This is a genomic window from Delftia sp. ASV31 (genome assembly GCF_016428765.1).
Taxonomy (GTDB): domain Bacteria; phylum Pseudomonadota; class Gammaproteobacteria; order Burkholderiales; family Burkholderiaceae_C; genus Comamonas; species Comamonas acidovorans.
Genome location: NZ_JAELTK010000081.1, coordinates 1 through 14,537, shown reverse-complemented (window position 1 = coordinate 14,537; position 14,537 = coordinate 1). Strand labels below are relative to the sequence as shown.

The 14,537-nt window shown below is 68.1% G+C and carries 14 protein-coding genes; 10 read left to right on the top strand and 4 right to left on the bottom strand.

Annotated elements, in window-relative coordinates:
• The first annotated feature begins 24 nt into the window (after nt 1-24).
• Entirely contained in the window at nt 25-1,140 is a 1,116-nt protein-coding gene (locus JHD82_RS23260) for a TIGR03364 family FAD-dependent oxidoreductase (RefSeq protein WP_199139031.1), read from the top strand.
• 12 nt (nt 1,141-1,152) lie between these two features.
• Here the strand turns inward: JHD82_RS23260 and JHD82_RS23255 are convergent, their stop codons facing one another.
• Nucleotides 1,153-2,328, bottom strand: a complete 1,176-nt coding sequence (locus tag JHD82_RS23255) for a zinc ribbon domain-containing protein (RefSeq protein WP_307838115.1) — start codon at nt 2,326-2,328, stop codon at nt 1,153-1,155.
• 73 nt (nt 2,329-2,401) lie between these two features.
• Nucleotides 2,402-3,517 carry an SPFH and helix-turn-helix domain-containing protein gene (locus JHD82_RS23250; protein ID WP_096916848.1) on the bottom strand — a complete coding sequence of 372 codons (1,116 nt, stop codon included), beginning with the start codon at nt 3,515-3,517 and terminating at the stop codon, nt 2,402-2,404.
• A gap of 358 nt (nt 3,518-3,875) precedes the next feature.
• On the opposite strand from JHD82_RS23250, the gene glyQ reads away from it, so the two are divergent.
• The 6 genes from glyQ (at nt 3,876) to JHD82_RS23220 (ending at nt 10,048) form a co-directional block, all read left to right on the top strand.
• Nucleotides 3,876-4,814 (top strand): glycine--tRNA ligase subunit alpha, encoded by a 939-nt coding sequence (gene glyQ / locus JHD82_RS23245; RefSeq protein ID WP_199139029.1) that lies wholly within the window; start codon nt 3,876-3,878, stop codon nt 4,812-4,814.
• A gap of 34 nt (nt 4,815-4,848) precedes the next feature.
• Nucleotides 4,849-6,960 (top strand): glycine--tRNA ligase subunit beta, encoded by a 2,112-nt coding sequence (glyS, locus tag JHD82_RS23240; RefSeq protein WP_199139027.1) that lies wholly within the window; start codon nt 4,849-4,851, stop codon nt 6,958-6,960.
• A gap of 152 nt (nt 6,961-7,112) precedes the next feature.
• Nucleotides 7,113-7,682: an HAD-IIIA family hydrolase gene (locus JHD82_RS23235; protein WP_012203220.1), complete on the top strand. Its 570-nt coding sequence runs from the start codon at nt 7,113-7,115 to the stop codon at nt 7,680-7,682.
• 142 nt (nt 7,683-7,824) lie between these two features.
• Complete coding sequence (locus tag JHD82_RS23230; RefSeq protein ID WP_013804242.1) at nt 7,825-8,565, top strand: 1-acyl-sn-glycerol-3-phosphate acyltransferase; 741 nt, start codon at nt 7,825-7,827, stop codon at nt 8,563-8,565.
• Nucleotides 8,566-8,581: 16 nt separating this feature from the next.
• Nucleotides 8,582-9,517 carry a M48 family metallopeptidase gene (locus JHD82_RS23225; RefSeq protein WP_199139025.1) on the top strand — a complete coding sequence of 312 codons (936 nt, stop codon included), beginning with the start codon at nt 8,582-8,584 and terminating at the stop codon, nt 9,515-9,517.
• A gap of 90 nt (nt 9,518-9,607) precedes the next feature.
• Nucleotides 9,608-10,048 (top strand): rhodanese-like domain-containing protein, encoded by a 441-nt coding sequence (locus JHD82_RS23220; RefSeq protein WP_043819854.1) that lies wholly within the window; start codon nt 9,608-9,610, stop codon nt 10,046-10,048.
• A 22-nt stretch (nt 10,049-10,070) separates the two neighbouring features.
• On the opposite strand, the gene JHD82_RS23215 is transcribed toward JHD82_RS23220, so the two are convergent.
• Nucleotides 10,071-11,006 carry a LysR family transcriptional regulator gene (locus JHD82_RS23215; RefSeq protein WP_199139023.1) on the bottom strand — a complete coding sequence of 312 codons (936 nt, stop codon included), beginning with the start codon at nt 11,004-11,006 and terminating at the stop codon, nt 10,071-10,073.
• Nucleotides 11,007-11,111: 105 nt separating this feature from the next.
• On the opposite strand from JHD82_RS23215, the gene JHD82_RS23210 reads away from it, so the two are divergent.
• Together JHD82_RS23210 and JHD82_RS23205 are read left to right on the top strand one after the other, a co-directional pair.
• On the top strand, nt 11,112-12,086 hold the full coding sequence (locus JHD82_RS23210) for a tripartite tricarboxylate transporter substrate binding protein (protein ID WP_199139021.1): 975 nt from the start codon (nt 11,112-11,114) through the stop codon (nt 12,084-12,086).
• 1 nt (nt 12,087) lies between these two features.
• Nucleotides 12,088-12,846, top strand: a complete 759-nt coding sequence (locus tag JHD82_RS23205; RefSeq protein ID WP_269848155.1) for an Asp/Glu racemase — start codon at nt 12,088-12,090, stop codon at nt 12,844-12,846.
• A 60-nt stretch (nt 12,847-12,906) separates the two neighbouring features.
• Here the strand turns inward: JHD82_RS23205 and lysM are convergent, their stop codons facing one another.
• Entirely contained in the window at nt 12,907-13,377 is a 471-nt protein-coding gene (gene lysM / locus JHD82_RS23200; RefSeq protein ID WP_199139019.1) for a peptidoglycan-binding protein LysM, read from the bottom strand.
• Between the two features lie 185 nt (nt 13,378-13,562).
• Between lysM and JHD82_RS23195 the strand changes: the two genes are divergently transcribed.
• Entirely contained in the window at nt 13,563-14,375 is an 813-nt protein-coding gene (locus JHD82_RS23195) for a type III pantothenate kinase (RefSeq protein ID WP_199139017.1), read from the top strand.
• The last annotated feature ends 162 nt before the right edge of the window (nt 14,376-14,537 follow it).

Sequence of the window (14,537 nt, the reverse complement as noted above, 5' to 3'; positions counted from 1 at the left end):
TCTTCCTCCCTCCGTTTTTTTCTCATGAAGAACTACGACCTGATCGTGGTGGGGGCCGGCATTGTCGGCCTGGCCCACGCCTATGCGGCTGCGCGCCGTGGCCGCAGCGTGCTTGTCATCGAGCGCGACGCGGCCTGCATCTCCGCCTCCATCCGCAACTTCGGCTTTGTGACCGTCACGGGCCAGCAGGCCGGTGCCCACTGGCGGCGTGCCATGCGCTCGCGCGACACCTGGGCCGAGATCGCGCCGCAGGCCGGCATCGAGGTCGTGCACCGCGGCCTGTGGCTGACGGCGCGCCGCCCCAGCGCCGAGGCCGTGCTCCACGCCTTCCTGAGCACCGCCATGGGCGAGCGCTGCGAGCTGCTCACGCCGGCCCAGGCCGCCGAACGCCACCCGGCACTGCGCACCGAAGACCTCAGCGCCGTGCTCTACAGCCCGCATGAGCTGCGCGTGGAGTCGCGCACAGCCATTGCCAGGTTGGCGCAGTGGCTGGAGCAGGCCATGGGCGTGGATTTCCGCTTCGGCGAGGCCGTGCTCGAGGTGGCGGCACCCCGGGTGCGCAGCGCCCGCGCCAGCTACCACGGCGAACGCGTGGTGGTCTGCAACAACGCCGACCCGGGCGGCCTGTTCGCCGGCCTGTGGACGCCGCACCGCATCCAGCTGTGCCAGCTTCAGATGCTGCGCGTGCGGCCGCAGCCGGGCTTTCGGCTCAAGGGCTCGGTCATGGGTGACCTGAGCATGGTCAGATACGAGGGCTACAGCGCCCTGCCCGAAGCCGCCGCGCTGCGCGCCGAACTGGAGCGGGAGGAGGGCGAGAGCCTGGCCCACGGCATCCACCTGATCGCCGTGCAAAGCGCGGACGGCAGCCTGGTGGTGGGCGACTCCCACCACTACGGAGCAGCGCCCCCGCCTTTTGCCAGCGAAGCCGTGGACCGGCTGATGCTGCGCCACATGAACGAGGCCCTGAACCTGCGCGATGCGCAGGTGGTGGAGCGCTGGGTGGGCGTCTACCCGAGTGCGCAGGACGCGCCCTGCGTGGTGCATGCGCCCGACGAGGCCACGCGCGTGGTCGCTGTGACGGGTGGGTCCGGCGCGAGCACGGCGTTCGGTCTGGCCGAGGAGGTCTGGAGCGCGTGGTGAGCGGCAGCCGGCCTACTGGCCGAACATCACCCACAGCAGCGCCAGCACCATGATCGTGGCCAGCACGGCCAGCGTGATCTTGAGGGCGCTGTAGGGGCGCTCGCCCGCGATCTGGCCCGTGTAGCCGTTGGCGATGATCTGGAAGGTCCTGCTGCCGTAGGTGTAGCCCACCAGCCAGACCGGCACGAGGATGTGCTTGAAGGTGCGGCCCTGGTACTCGCGCTGCATCTGCAGGTTGCGGTAGGTGTCGCCGGGCACCTGGCGCGCGCACAGGGCGCGCAGCTGCTCGTCCATGTCCTGCACGTTGACCTGGGCGGCCTTGCCCAGGTCGATCTGGTAGCGCTCCACGGTCCAGCCGCGCACGAATTCCGGCGTGTAGGGCTTGAGGTCGGTGGTGGTGGGAAAGGGCTCCACCTGGCGCAGCAGGTTGGCGTGCACGCCCACGGTGCCGGGCACCAGTTCGTCGTCGAAGAAATGAGCGAGGCTGCCCGAGGCAGGCTCCCAGCGCACATGGCGTACCTGGCGCGTCTGCACGTTGCCGTTGCTGTCGCGGTAGGACTCGGTGGTGTAGTAGTAGAAGCCCGCCTCGGCCTGCCAGTCGGCGCTGGCGTGGGCGTCGAAGGTCCAGTAGGGCAGGTAGACGCCGTGCAGCGTGTCGGTCAGCGCGGCGGACTTCAGGCGGTTGGGCGCGAACCAGCGGCTGCCGTACCACTGGCGGATGCGGTCGCGGATCTGGCCGTCGCTGATCTTGAAGGGCAGGATGCTCTGCGGCGTGATGGCATCGCCCTGGTCCTCATGGGCGACGATGGAGGGCGAGCCACAGAAGTCGCAGCGCTGGGCCACGGTGCGGTTCACGAAGACCGAGATCGCGCGGCAGTTCTGGCACTGGACCTCGTAGCGGTCCTCCGTGCCCCAGCCCCGGCCGGATTGGGGGTTGCGCAGCGCCTCGGCCAAGTCCTGCTCGACCACATCGCGGCCCAGTTCCTCGCGCGTTTCCTCGCTCCAGGGCACCGTGGTGCCGCAGTACGGGCACTTGAGCGCCTGGGCCTGGGCATTCCATTCGAGGTTGGCGCCGCATTCGGGGCAGGGGTGCTTGCGCACCATGGCCGGCGCGGCGGCTGCGGCCTCCCAGGAACCGGAGGCGGGGGAAGTCGAGGTGCTGGAGGAACTGGAGGAGGGCGCGCTCACGGCATCGGTCCTGGAAAACGGGACGCGGCGCCAGGCAGGGCCTGGCGCCGCAAAGGGTCAAACCACGGAAATGTCAGCCGCGCAGGAAGTCATCGAGTGCGGCTTGCGCAATGCGCCACTGGCTGCCGATCTGGCGCGCCTTGAGGTTGCCGGCCTGGATCTCGGCCAGCACATCGGCCTCGCTCACACCCAGCACCTGGGCCGCCTGCGCCGGGGTCAGCACCTGCAGTCCACCGGCGGCGGGCGCTGCGGGGGCCTGGGCCGCCTGTGCGGCAGCGGGCGAGAACGGATCGGACGCCTGGCCCTGGCCGGCCGGTGCGCCACCGCCACCGCCGTTTTGCATGCTCTTCATCATCTCTTGCGCCATGCCGAAGCCCATGGCCATGGTGGCGGGCAGGGTGGCTGCGGCAGCACCTTCGCCGCCCGTGGTCATGGCCTGGCCCATCTGGTATTTGACGTAGTCGTTGAGGTTGCCGATGGCCGTCATGCTGGAGCGCTTGTCGATGGCCTGCTCCACCTCGGGCGGCACGGACACGTTCTCCAGCACGAAGCTGGTGATCTCCAGGCCGTACTTGTCTGTCATGGCCGGGTTGATCAGCGGCAGCAGCGCATCGCCCAGCTCGCCATAGCGCTGGGCCACGTCCAGCACGGGCACCTGGGCCTTGGCCAGCGACTCGGTGAACACGCTGATGATGCGCGAGCGCATGGTGTCGGCGAACTCGTCGATGCGGAAGTTCTGGTCCGTGCCCGCCACTTCCTTGAGGAACTTGGCCGGCTCGACGATGCGGAAGTCGTAGGTGCCGAAGGCGCGCAGGCGCACGGCGCCGAAGTCCTTGTCGCGCACCATCACGGGGTTGGAGGTGCCCCACTTGTTGCCCGTGAACAGCCGCGTGTTGATGAAGTAGACATCACACTTGAACGGCGAATTGAAGCCGTACTTCCAGCCCTGGATGGTGGACAGGATGGGAATGTTCTGCGTGGTCAGCGTGTGCTTGCCGGGGCTGAACAGGTCGGCGTACTGGCCGGCCGAGACGAACTGCACCTGCTGCGACTCGCGCACGATGAGCTGGGCGCCGTTCTTGATTTCCTTGTCGTCATCGGGCCAGCGGTAGGAGAGCGTGTCGCGCGAGTCATCGGTCCACTCGATGATCTCTATCAGTTGCTTGGTGATGATGTTCATCAGGTTCATGGCAGGCTCCGGGGCGGTGGTGGTCCACGACAAAAAAGGTCAATGGGCCATTCTAGGGGGCGTGCATGGCGGCGTGGCGAACGGTCTCCGGCCGCTGCCCTGGTGAATTGTCAAAAAATGATCCGGATGCGTCGTGCAAGGCGGGCCTTCGGGTCTTCGCGCGCCACGGCCTTTGCCGGCATGTGTCGCCTGCTCCGTTTTTTGATGCAGATCGCCCTGTGGAGCGTCTGCCGTGGGGCCGCAGGCCCGCGCCACGGCGCAGGGCCGGGCGGCGCCTTAAAATCGTCGTTTGCGCGGCGCGAGCCGCCTCTCATTCACCGGCGCGGCCCCGGCCTGCGTGCGACGCCTGAAACAAGTCATGCTCACTTTCCAACAAATCATCCTCAAGCTGCAGTCCTACTGGGCCGACCAGGGCTGCGCGCTGCTCCAGCCCTATGACATGGAAGTGGGCGCGGGCACCTCGCACACCGCCACCTTCCTGCGCGCCCTGGGCCCCGAGCCCTGGAAGGCCGCCTACGTGCAGCCCAGCCGCCGCCCCAAGGACGGCCGCTATGGCGACAACCCCAACCGCCTGCAGCACTACTACCAGTTCCAGGTGGTGCTCAAGCCTGCGCCCGACAACATCCTGGAGCTGTACCTGGGCTCGCTCGAAGCCCTGGGGTTCGACCTGAAGAAGAACGACATCCGCTTCGTCGAGGACGACTGGGAGAACCCCACGCTGGGCGCCTGGGGCCTGGGCTGGGAAGTCTGGCTCAACGGCATGGAGGTGACGCAGTTCACCTACTTCCAGCAGGTCGGCGGCATCGACTGCAAGCCCGCCACTGGCGAAATCACCTACGGCCTGGAGCGCCTGGCCATGTACCTGCAGGGCGTGGACAACGTCTACAACCTGACCTGGACCGAGGGCCTGAGCTACGGCGACGTCTACCATCAAAACGAGGTGGAGCAGTCCACCTACAACTTCGAGCATTCGGACGCCGACTTCCTGTTCACCGCCTTCGGCGCCTACGAAAAGCAGGCCAACCACCTGATCGGCGAACAGCTGGCGCTGCCGGCCTACGAGCAGGTGCTCAAGGCCGCCCACACCTTCAACCTGCTCGATGCGCGCGGCGCCATCAGCGTGACGGAGCGTGCCGCCTACATCGGCCGCATCCGCAACCTGGCCCGCGCCGTGGCCAAGGCCTATATGGACAGCCGTGCACGCCTGGGCTTCCCCATGGCGCCCAAGGCCCATGCCGACGAAGTGCTGGCCGAGCTGGCCAAGGCCGCCGAACAACAGGGCAAGAAGGCCGCCTGAGGCGGACACCGCTGCACCGAGAGAACACCAGACCATGAACGCATCGAATCTTCTTGTTGAACTGTTTGTCGAAGAGCTGCCCCCGAAGGCGCTGCAAAAGCTGGGCGACGCCTTTGCCGGCGTGCTGTTCGAGCAGCTCAAGGCCCAGGGCCTGCTGGCCTCCAGCGAAGCGCGCCTGACGGCCTATGCCTCGCCGCGCCGCCTGGCCGCCCACATCACCGAAGTCCTGCCCCAGGCCGAGGACAAGGCCGTGTCGCAAAAGCTCATGCCCGTCTCCGTGGGCCTGGACGCCGACGGCAAGCCCACGCCCGCCCTGATCAAGAAGCTGGCCGCCCTGGGTGCCGGCGAAGAAGCCGTTGCCGGCCTGACCCGTCAGGGCGAAGGCAAGGCCGAGGCCCTGTTCCACGCCTCCACCGTGCGCGGCGTGATGCTGGCCGATGGCGTGCAAAAGGCGCTGGACGAAGCCATTGCCAAGCTGCCCATCCCCAAGGTCATGCGCTACCAGCTGGCCGACGGCTGGAGCAGTGTCCATTTCGTGCGCCCGGCCCATGGCCTGGTGGTGCTGCACGGCACCGAGGTGCTGATCGGCGTCAAAGCCCTGGGCCTGACGGCCGGCACGGCCACGCATGGCCACCGCTTCGAGGCGGCGGTCGATCCCGTGGTCATCCGCTCCGCCGATGACTACGCCGCGCAGCTGCGCGAGGAAGGCGCCGTCATCGCCAGCTTCGCCGAGCGCCGTGCCGAGATCGCGCGCCAGCTGCAGGCCGCTGCCGAGCGCCTGGGCGGCGGTGTGCGTCCCATCGAGGACGAGGCCCTGCTGGACGAGGTCACGGCCCTGGTCGAGCGTCCCAATGTGCTGGTCTGCGAGTTCGAGAAGGAATTCCTCGACGTGCCGCAGGAATGCCTGATCCTCACCATGAAGGCCAACCAGAAGTACTTCCCGCTGCTGGACGCCGCCGGCAAGCTGACCCACCAGTTCCTGGTGGTCAGCAACATCAGCCCCCAGGATGCCAGCGCCGTCATCGGCGGCAACGAACGCGTGGTGCGCCCGCGCCTGGCCGACGCCAAGTTCTTCTTCGACCAGGACCGCAAGAAGACCCTGGCCTCACGCGTGGACGGGCTGGGCAAGGTGGTCTACCACAACAAGCTCGGCACCCAGGGCGAGCGCGTGGAGCGCGTGCGCTCCATCGCCAAGAGCATTGCCCGCCAGCTGGGCGATACGGGCCTGGCCCAGCAGGCCGACCTGGCCGCGCAACTGGCCAAGACCGACCTCGTGACCGACATGGTGGGCGAGTTCCCCGAGCTGCAGGGCACCATGGGCCGCTACTACGCGCTCAACGACGGCCTGGACGTGGCCGTGGCCGATGCCATCGAGGACCACTACAAGCCGCGCTTTGCGGGCGACGAACTGCCGCGCGGCAACGCCGGCGTGGTCGTGGCCCTGGCCGACAAGCTGGAAACCCTGGTCGGCATGTTCGGCATCGGCAACCTGCCCACGGGCGACCGCGACCCGTTCGCGCTGCGCCGCCACGCACTGGGCGTGATCCGCATGCTGGTCGAGAAGGACCTGGCGCTGGACCTGGAAACCCTGCTGGTCAGCGTGCTGCCTGCCTTCGGCGACAAGATCGAGGACGCCACGCCCCAGCTGGCCGACTTCATCTACGACCGCCTGGCCGGCAACCTGCGCGAGCAGGGCTTCTCGGCCCAGGAAGTGGACTCCGTGCTGGCCCTGCGCCCGCAGCGCCTGTCCGACGTGCAAAAGCGCCTGGAAGCCGTGCGCGCCTTCGGCGAGCTGCCCGAGGCACCGGCCCTGGCCGCCGCCAACAAGCGCGTGGGCAACATCCTCAAGAAGGCCGACCAGGCTGTGCAAGCCCACGTCGACGCGGCCGTGCTGGCCGAGGTGGCAGAGAAGGACCTGTACGCGGCCCTGCAATCGGTGGCGCCCAAGGCACAGCAGCAGTTTGCTGCCGGCGACTACACGGCCAGCCTGCAGACCCTGGCCGCGCTGCGCGCCCCGGTCGATGCCTTCTTCGAGCATGTGATGGTCAACGCCGAAGACCCGGCCCTCAAGGCCAACCGCCTGGGCCTGCTGGCCACGTTGCACGAAGCCATGAACCGCGTGGCGGACCTTTCGCGACTGGCGTAAATGGAGCACCCCCTGAGGCGCTTCGCGCCTTCCCCCTCTCTACTTGCTTCGCAAGGGAGGGGGACGACACCCTCGGTGCGGGGCGGCCCTTCCTCGGTGTCCCTCGTCTTGGGACGCGCGCAATTGAGTTCTGACATTCTTGGGACCCGACCATGAAAATTGCGATCCTGGACCGTGACGGAACCCTCAACCAGATCGGTGAGGAGGGCTTCATCGGCTCTGCCGAGGCCTGGAAGGCCCAGCGCGGGGCGCTGGAAGCCGTGGCGCGCCTGAACCGGGCCGGCTGGCATGTGGTGGTCGCCACCAACCAGCCAGGCCTGGGCCGGGGCCTGTTCGACGTGACCGAGCTCAATGCCGTGCACGCGCGCATGCACCGCGAAATGGCGGCGGCAGGCGCGCGCGTCGATGCGGTTTTCTACTGCCCCCATGCGCCGGACGAAGAATGCCATTGCCGCAAGCCCGGCACGGCGCTGTTCGAGCAGATTGCCGAGCGCTTCGGCGTCGAGGGGCACCAGCTGTGGGTCATCGGTTCCTGCGTGGCCCACCTGCAGGCCGGCGCCGCCATGGGCGCGCGCCTGCACCTGGTCTGCACGGGCGCCAGCGCCGGAGTGTCTCTGGACGGGGCGCTGCCGCCTGGACTGCCGCCCGGCACCCAGCGCCATGCCAGCCTGGCCGCGCTGGCCGATGCGCTGGTTCCGGCAGATGCCGCACCCGCTCCCTGAACGCCTGAACGCCCGAACGGCGCTTTGCCCATGCGCCGCCGGCCTGCGCACAATGCTATCTTTGTGAATTCCGATTCCTGAGGGCGCAAGGACCGGGCCTGCCGCCCGGCCGCTGCGCCGCTTTCTGCACCACACTGCCGCCATGTCCCTGATCCGCTCCACCCTCCACATGCTCTGGATGGGCATCACCGTGATCCCCTACACCCTGGCCGTGCTGCTCACGCGCTGGCTGGGCGGCGGGCCGCGCCGCGTCTATGCCGTGGCGCGCGCCTGGCTCAAGCTGTCGGTGGACAGCGCCCGCGTCATCATGGGCGTGCGCCACCGCGTGCAGGGCATGGAGAACCTGCCCACCGACCCCAAGCAGGGCGTGGTGCTGCTGGTCAAGCACCAGTCCACCTACGAGACCTTCCTCATGCCGGCGATCATGCCGCGCCCGCTGGCCTATGTGTTCAAGAAGGAGCTGCTCATGGTGCCCTTCTTCGGCTGGTCCATCGGCAGCATGGACATGATCCACATCGACCGCAAGCACGGCTCGCGCGCCTTCCACAAGGTGGTCGAGCAGGGCAAGCGCCTGCTGGGCCAGGGCACCTGGGTGATCATGTTTCCCGAAGGCACGCGCATCCCGCGCGGCCAAAGGGGCGAGTACAAGACCGGCGCCACGCGCCTGGCCATCATGACCGGCGTGCCCGTCGTGCCCGTGGCCGTCACCTCGGCCAAGTGCTGGCCGCGCAAGGCCTTCATCAAGACGCCGGGCGTGGTCGATGTCTCCATCGGCAAGCCCATTCCTTCCGTGGGCCGCAAGCACGAGGAGCTGATGGTGGAAGTCGAAAACTGGATCGAGGCCGAAATGCAGCGCCTCGACCCCGAGGCCTACCGCGCCTGAGGCGCCGGAGAGCGGCATGGCGGACCCGGCGCAGCGCAGTTGGGATTGGCTGCTGCCACCTGCCGTGCAAACGCAGGATGGCGGGCTGAAGCCGCGCCGTGACAGGGCTGCTGCCCCCGCCCAGCCTTCGTCCGCGCCTCTTCCTCCTTCTCCTCCATCTCTCCCATCTCCATCCACCATCCCCGAGCCCAGTCCCCGCATCCACCCGGAGGCCAACCAGCAGGCGGTCCTCCAGGGGCAGGTGCTGCATTACCGGCTGCAGCGCTCGCGCCGGCGCACCATAGGCTTCACCATCGGCGCGCAGGGGCTGGTGGTCAGCGCGCCTGCCTGGGTCAACATGGCTGCCATCGCGCAGGCGCTGGAGGCGAAATCGGGCTGGATACTGCGCAAGCTGCATGAGGCCGGCCAGCGCCAGCAAGCCCAGCAGGCGGCACGCATCCGCTGGGGGCACGGCGCAGAGATCGGCTATCTGGGCCGCCCCTTGCAGCTGTGCCTGACCGGTGGCGAAACCCAGCCTCTGCGCACGCGCCAGGTACACCGTGAACAGGCGGCCGACGGCAGCCAGTCCCTGCACCTGCCGCTGGCGCCCGGGGCATCGGCCGCCGAGGTGCGCGCCTGCGTGCAGGCCTGGATGCTGCGCGAGGCGCGCTCCTGGTTCACGGCCAGCCTGCAGCGCCACGCGCCGCTCCTGGGCGTGCAGTGGACCAGCCTGAGACTGACCAGCGCAAGCACGCGCTGGGGCAGTGCCAACACGGCCGGCGCCATCCGGCTGAACTGGCGGCTCATGCAGCACGCGCCCGAGGTTATCGACTACGTGGTCGTGCACGAGCTGTCCCACCTGCGGTACATGGACCACAGCCCGCGCTTCTGGGCCACGGTGGCCAGCGTGATGCCGGGCTGGGAGGCGCAGCGCCAGGTGCTGCGTGACAAGCTGCTGCCGCCCTGGGAGTAGGCGATCCGGGCACCTGCGAGCCGGCGCCAGTCGGGCTGGACGGTTATTCTTGCCGGGCACACAACCGCGTCCTATCAAGAAAGCCAATCCATGTCCGCAAGCGCTCCCGTTCCCGCAGCCATTCCCCTGACCGTCCAGCCCGCACAGGGCTATGCAGGCGACATTCCTCCCGAACTCGCCTGGCAATGGCAGCAATCCGGCGAAGCCGTGCTGGTCGACGTGCGCACCGATGCAGAGCGCGACTGGGTGGGCCGCGTACCGGGCGCCGTGGCCGTGGCCTGGAAGCAGTGGCCGTCCATGGCGATGAACCCCGATTTCGACAGCCAGCTGCGCGCCGCCGTGCCTGAAGGCGGCAAGGTGGTCCTGCTGTGCCGCAGCGGCGTGCGCTCGGTGGCCGCTGCCCAGCGCGCAGCGCAACTGGGCATCGAGGCCTACAACATCCTCGAAGGCTTCGAGGGCGATGTGGACGCCAACGGCCAGCGCGGCCATGTCGGCGGCTGGCGCCTGCGCGGCCTGCCCTGGCGCCAGTAAGCCGGCGCCGGCCTGGCGTCGTTCAGAGCTGCGGCTCCGCGAATCCCAGCGCCGCCGCCCGGGCGGCCACCATGTCCACCAGGGCCTGGGCCGGTCCTGACAGCGTGGCCTGCGAGCGCATGGCCAGCAGCAGCCGGCGCCGGGTGTTGAGCGCCCCCAGCGGGCGCAGCCGCAGTGCCCGCGCGGCCAGGTGCGGCGCGGTGGCCGCGCGCGGCAGGATGGCCAGGCCCAGACCCACCGAGACCATGTGGCACATGGCGTCGAAGCTGCGCACCTGGATGCGGATCCGCACAGGCCGGTTGATGGATTCGGCCTCGGCCGCAATGCGCCGCATCAGCGAGGTGGAGCGGGCCAGGCTCACGAAGTCGTGGTCCAGCACGGTGGCCAGGGGCACGGGGGAGGCGTCGTCCGTGTCCAGCGCATGGCCGCGCGGCATGACCAGCACCAGCTCGTCCACATCGCAGACCTGGGTGCTCAGCCCTTCCAGGGGCGTGTTCTCCCCGATGATGGCCAGCTCGGCCACGCCGCTGAGCACGGCGCGCACGGACTCCTCGCTCAGCGCGTCTTCCAGGTCCACCGAGACACCTGGGTGGGCGGCCATGAAGTCGGCCAGCAGCCGGGGCAGAAAGCCTGCAAATGCGGAGTTGTTGGCCCACAGGCGCAACTGGCCCGTGGCGCCGCTGCGAAAGTCGTCCATGGCCAGGGCCAGGTGCTCCAGCCGGGCCACCACGTCCACGGCATGGTGGTACATGCTCTGACCGGCGGGCGTGGGCGTGACGCCGCGCTTGCTGCGCACCAGCAGGGTCACGCCGCAGTGCTGCTCCAGCTCGGCCACCCGCTTGCTGGCGGCCGCCAGCGACAGCCCCAGCGTGCGCGAGCCGGCCGTCAGGCTGCCGGCATCGACCACGGCCACATACAGGCGCAGCGTCAGCAGATCGAATCGGTGCAGGTTGATCATTCCCATCCTCCACCGCAGACGAAGGATGGATCAACGAGATACGGCTGTTCGGCCGCGTGCAGGCCCGCAAGAATGCGCCGGTACAAAGAGAACATGGAGACAAGCATGAATCGACGCATTGTGCTGCAGGCCGCCGGCCTGGCAGCGGCCGCCCTGCTGGGCGCAGGAACCGTCCAGGCCCAGGCCTTTCCAACCAAGTCCATCACCCTCGTGGTTCCCAATCCGCCCGGCGGCGTGGTGGACACGGCGGCACGCCTGGCGTCCGACCCGCTGTCGCGCCTGCTGGGGCAGTCGGTGGTGGTGGACAACCGGGGCGGCGCCAGCGGCAACATCGCCTACCAGATGGTGGCCCGGTCGCCCAAGGACGGCTACACGCTGCTGGCCTCGTATTCGGCCTACCACGTGGGCAATCCGGCACTGTTCCCCAAGCTGCCCTGGGCGCAGTCCGAGCTGGCGCCCGTGGGGCTGATCGTGGCCGCCACCAATGTCATCGCCGTTCATCCTTCGGTGCCGGCGAACAATCTGCAGGAGTTCATTGCCTATCTGCGCAAGAACCCGGGCAAGGTCAATTACGCGTCGCAGGGCAATGGCTCGCTGTCCCATGTGGGCACGGCCGTATTCGCCCAAGTGACCCAGACCCAGATCACGCATGTGCCCTACAAGGGGTCCGGCCCGGCCATCCAGGACGTGCTGGGCGGCCAGGTACAGATGTTCATCACCACGCCGCCTTCGGTGCTGGGCCATGTGCAGACTGGCAAGCTCAGGGCCCTGGCCGTGACCAGCAAGACGCGCCATCCCATGCTGCCCGATGTGCCCACCACGGCCGAAGCGGGCCTGCCGGGCTTCGAGCTGGAAGCCTGGGTCGGCCTGTTCGCGCCTGCGGGCACGCCGCCCGACGCCATCGCCAGGCTGTCGGAGGCGCTCAAGACCTCCCTGGAGTCGCCCGACGTGCAAAAGCGCGCGGCCCTGCAGGGCGTGGAGCCGCGATTCCTCGGCCCGCAGGCGCTGGGCGCCCTGGTCCAGCGGGAGACGGACCACTGGGGCAAGGTGATCAAGGCCAACCACATCACGATGGATTGACATGACAGCCAAAACCCATTTCCGCATCGGGCAGATCGTGCCCAGCTCCAACACCACGATGGAGACCGAGATCCCCGCCATCCTGCGCGCCCGCGAGGCCCTGGCGCCCGAGCGTTTCACCTTCCACTCCAGCCGCATGCGCATGAAGCACGTGACCAAGGAGGAACTGGCCACCATGGACGGCGACAGCGACCGCTGCGCGCTGGAACTGTCGGATGCGCGTGTCGATGTGCTCGGCTATGCCTGCCTGGTGGCCATCATGAGCATGGGGCGCGGCTACCACCGTGTCTCGCAAGCGCGCCTGCACCAGCGCACCGTGGACAACGGCGGCCCCGCACCCGTGGTCACCAGCGCCGGCGCCCTGGTCGATGGCCTGCACGCCATCGGCGCGAAGAAGGTGGCGCTGCTGGCGCCCTACATGAAGCCGCTGACGCAGCTGGTCATCGACTACATAGAGAACGAAGGCATCGAAGTGGTGGACAGCATCTCGCTGGAGATTGCCGACAACCTGCAGGTGGGTGCACAGGATGCGCGCGCACCCATCGAGATCACGCGGCGCCTGAACACGGCCAATGCCGATGCGGTCATCGCCTCGGCCTGCGTGCAGATGCCCTCGCTGGCCTCGGTGCAGCCCATCGAGGACCGCGTGGGCCTGCCGGTACTGTCTTCCTCGGTGGCCACGACGTTCATGATGCTCAAGCGCCTGGGCTTGCCGACAGCCGTTCCGGGATTCGGTGCGCTGTTGAGCGGTAAATACTGACTACTGACTGAGCCCACGAAAAAACCGCCCGAAGGCGGTTTTTTCACGGAGGCAAAGAGATCACAGCGCCGGAATGCGCAGCTTCTGGCCGGGGTAGATCTTGTCGGGGTGGCTCAGCATGGGCTTGTTGGCCTCGAAGATCACGGGGTACTTGTTGGCATCGCCATAGAACTTCTTGGCAATGGCCGACAGCGTGTCGCCGCGCACCACGTCGTGGTACTGGGCTTCGGGCTCGGGGTTGGTCACCGTCATCTGGTTATCCACGGACTGCACGCTGGAGACGTTGCCGCAGCACAGCGTCACCTTTTCCTTGGCCGCCTGGGTAGGTGCCGTGCCCAGCACCGTGACCTTGCCCTGCGAGCCGTCGAACTGCACCTTCACGTCACTGACGCCCAGGTTCTGCGTGCCGATATAGGTCTCGATGGCCTTGGCCGCCTTGGCATTCAGGTCTTGCGCAGGCTCGGCTGCCTGTGCGGTGCTGCCGCCGAACAGCTTTTCGCCGGCTTCCTTGATGAAACTGAAAAGTCCCATGGGTGACTCCTGTTGGTGGGTGGAAAAACGGAAAGGCCAATGTAACGCCTAACAGTGGCAGCGCGCGCTGCCGGGCAGGAGCGCTCCCGGATTTTTGACATTTGCGCCATTCTTGCGTTCACGTCCTCACTCAGTTGTCGTCCATGGCTGACGCTATCCTCCGGAAAACTCCGATAATCGCGCCCATGACTTTTTTGGCCATAGACATCGGCAACACCCGCTTGAAATGGGCGATGTACGACGCGCATCGGCCTGGCGCCGCTTTGCTGGCGCACGGCGCGGAGTTCCTGGAGCACATCGAGCACCTGGCCGAAGGGCCGTGGAGCGACCTGCCCACGCCTACGCGCATGCTGGGCTGCGTGGTGGCCGGCGACACGGCGCGCCGGCGCGTGCACGACCAGATCGACATGATGCTGGGATGGGATTTCGAGCCGCAGTGGGCCGTGCCCGGCGCGGCCGAGGCCGGAGTCACCAACGGCTACGATTTCCCCTCGCGCCTGGGGGCGGACCGCTGGGTGGCCATGATCGGCGCGCGCCAGCACATTCTGCAGCGCGGGCCGGAGCGGCCTCTGATCGTGGTCATGGTCGGCACCGCCGTCACCGTGGATGCACTGGACCAGCACGGCCACTTCATGGGCGGTCTGATCCTGCCGGGGCACGGCATCATGCTGCGCGCCCTGGAAAGCGGCACGGCCGGCCTGCATGTGCCCACGGGTGCGGTCACGCCATTCCCCACCAACACCAGCGACGCGCTGACCAGTGGCGGCACCTACGCCATCGCCGGGGCCGTGGAGCGCATGTACCAGCATCTGTACATGCACTGCAGCATGGAGCCTGCCTGCGTCATGGCCGGCGGTGCAGGCTGGAAGATGGTGCCCAGCATGACGCGGCCCTTCGAGCTGGTGGACAACCTCATCTTCGAAGGCCTGCTGGTCATGGCGCAGCGCCGCTGGGGCGATGCCAGCGGCCTGCCTGCCGACGCGGTCAAAGTGGCCTGAAGCCACTTCGATCGTGCGGCGCAGCATCGCGCCGTTGTATCCGTTGCGTAACAGTTGATGACAGCGCTGGTGCCGGGTGCGGGGGCGGCCGTGGACCCCGCATCCGGAGCCTTTCGCGGGGGATGCGGCGACAGTGGATAATCCGCGGCAATGTCTTCCACC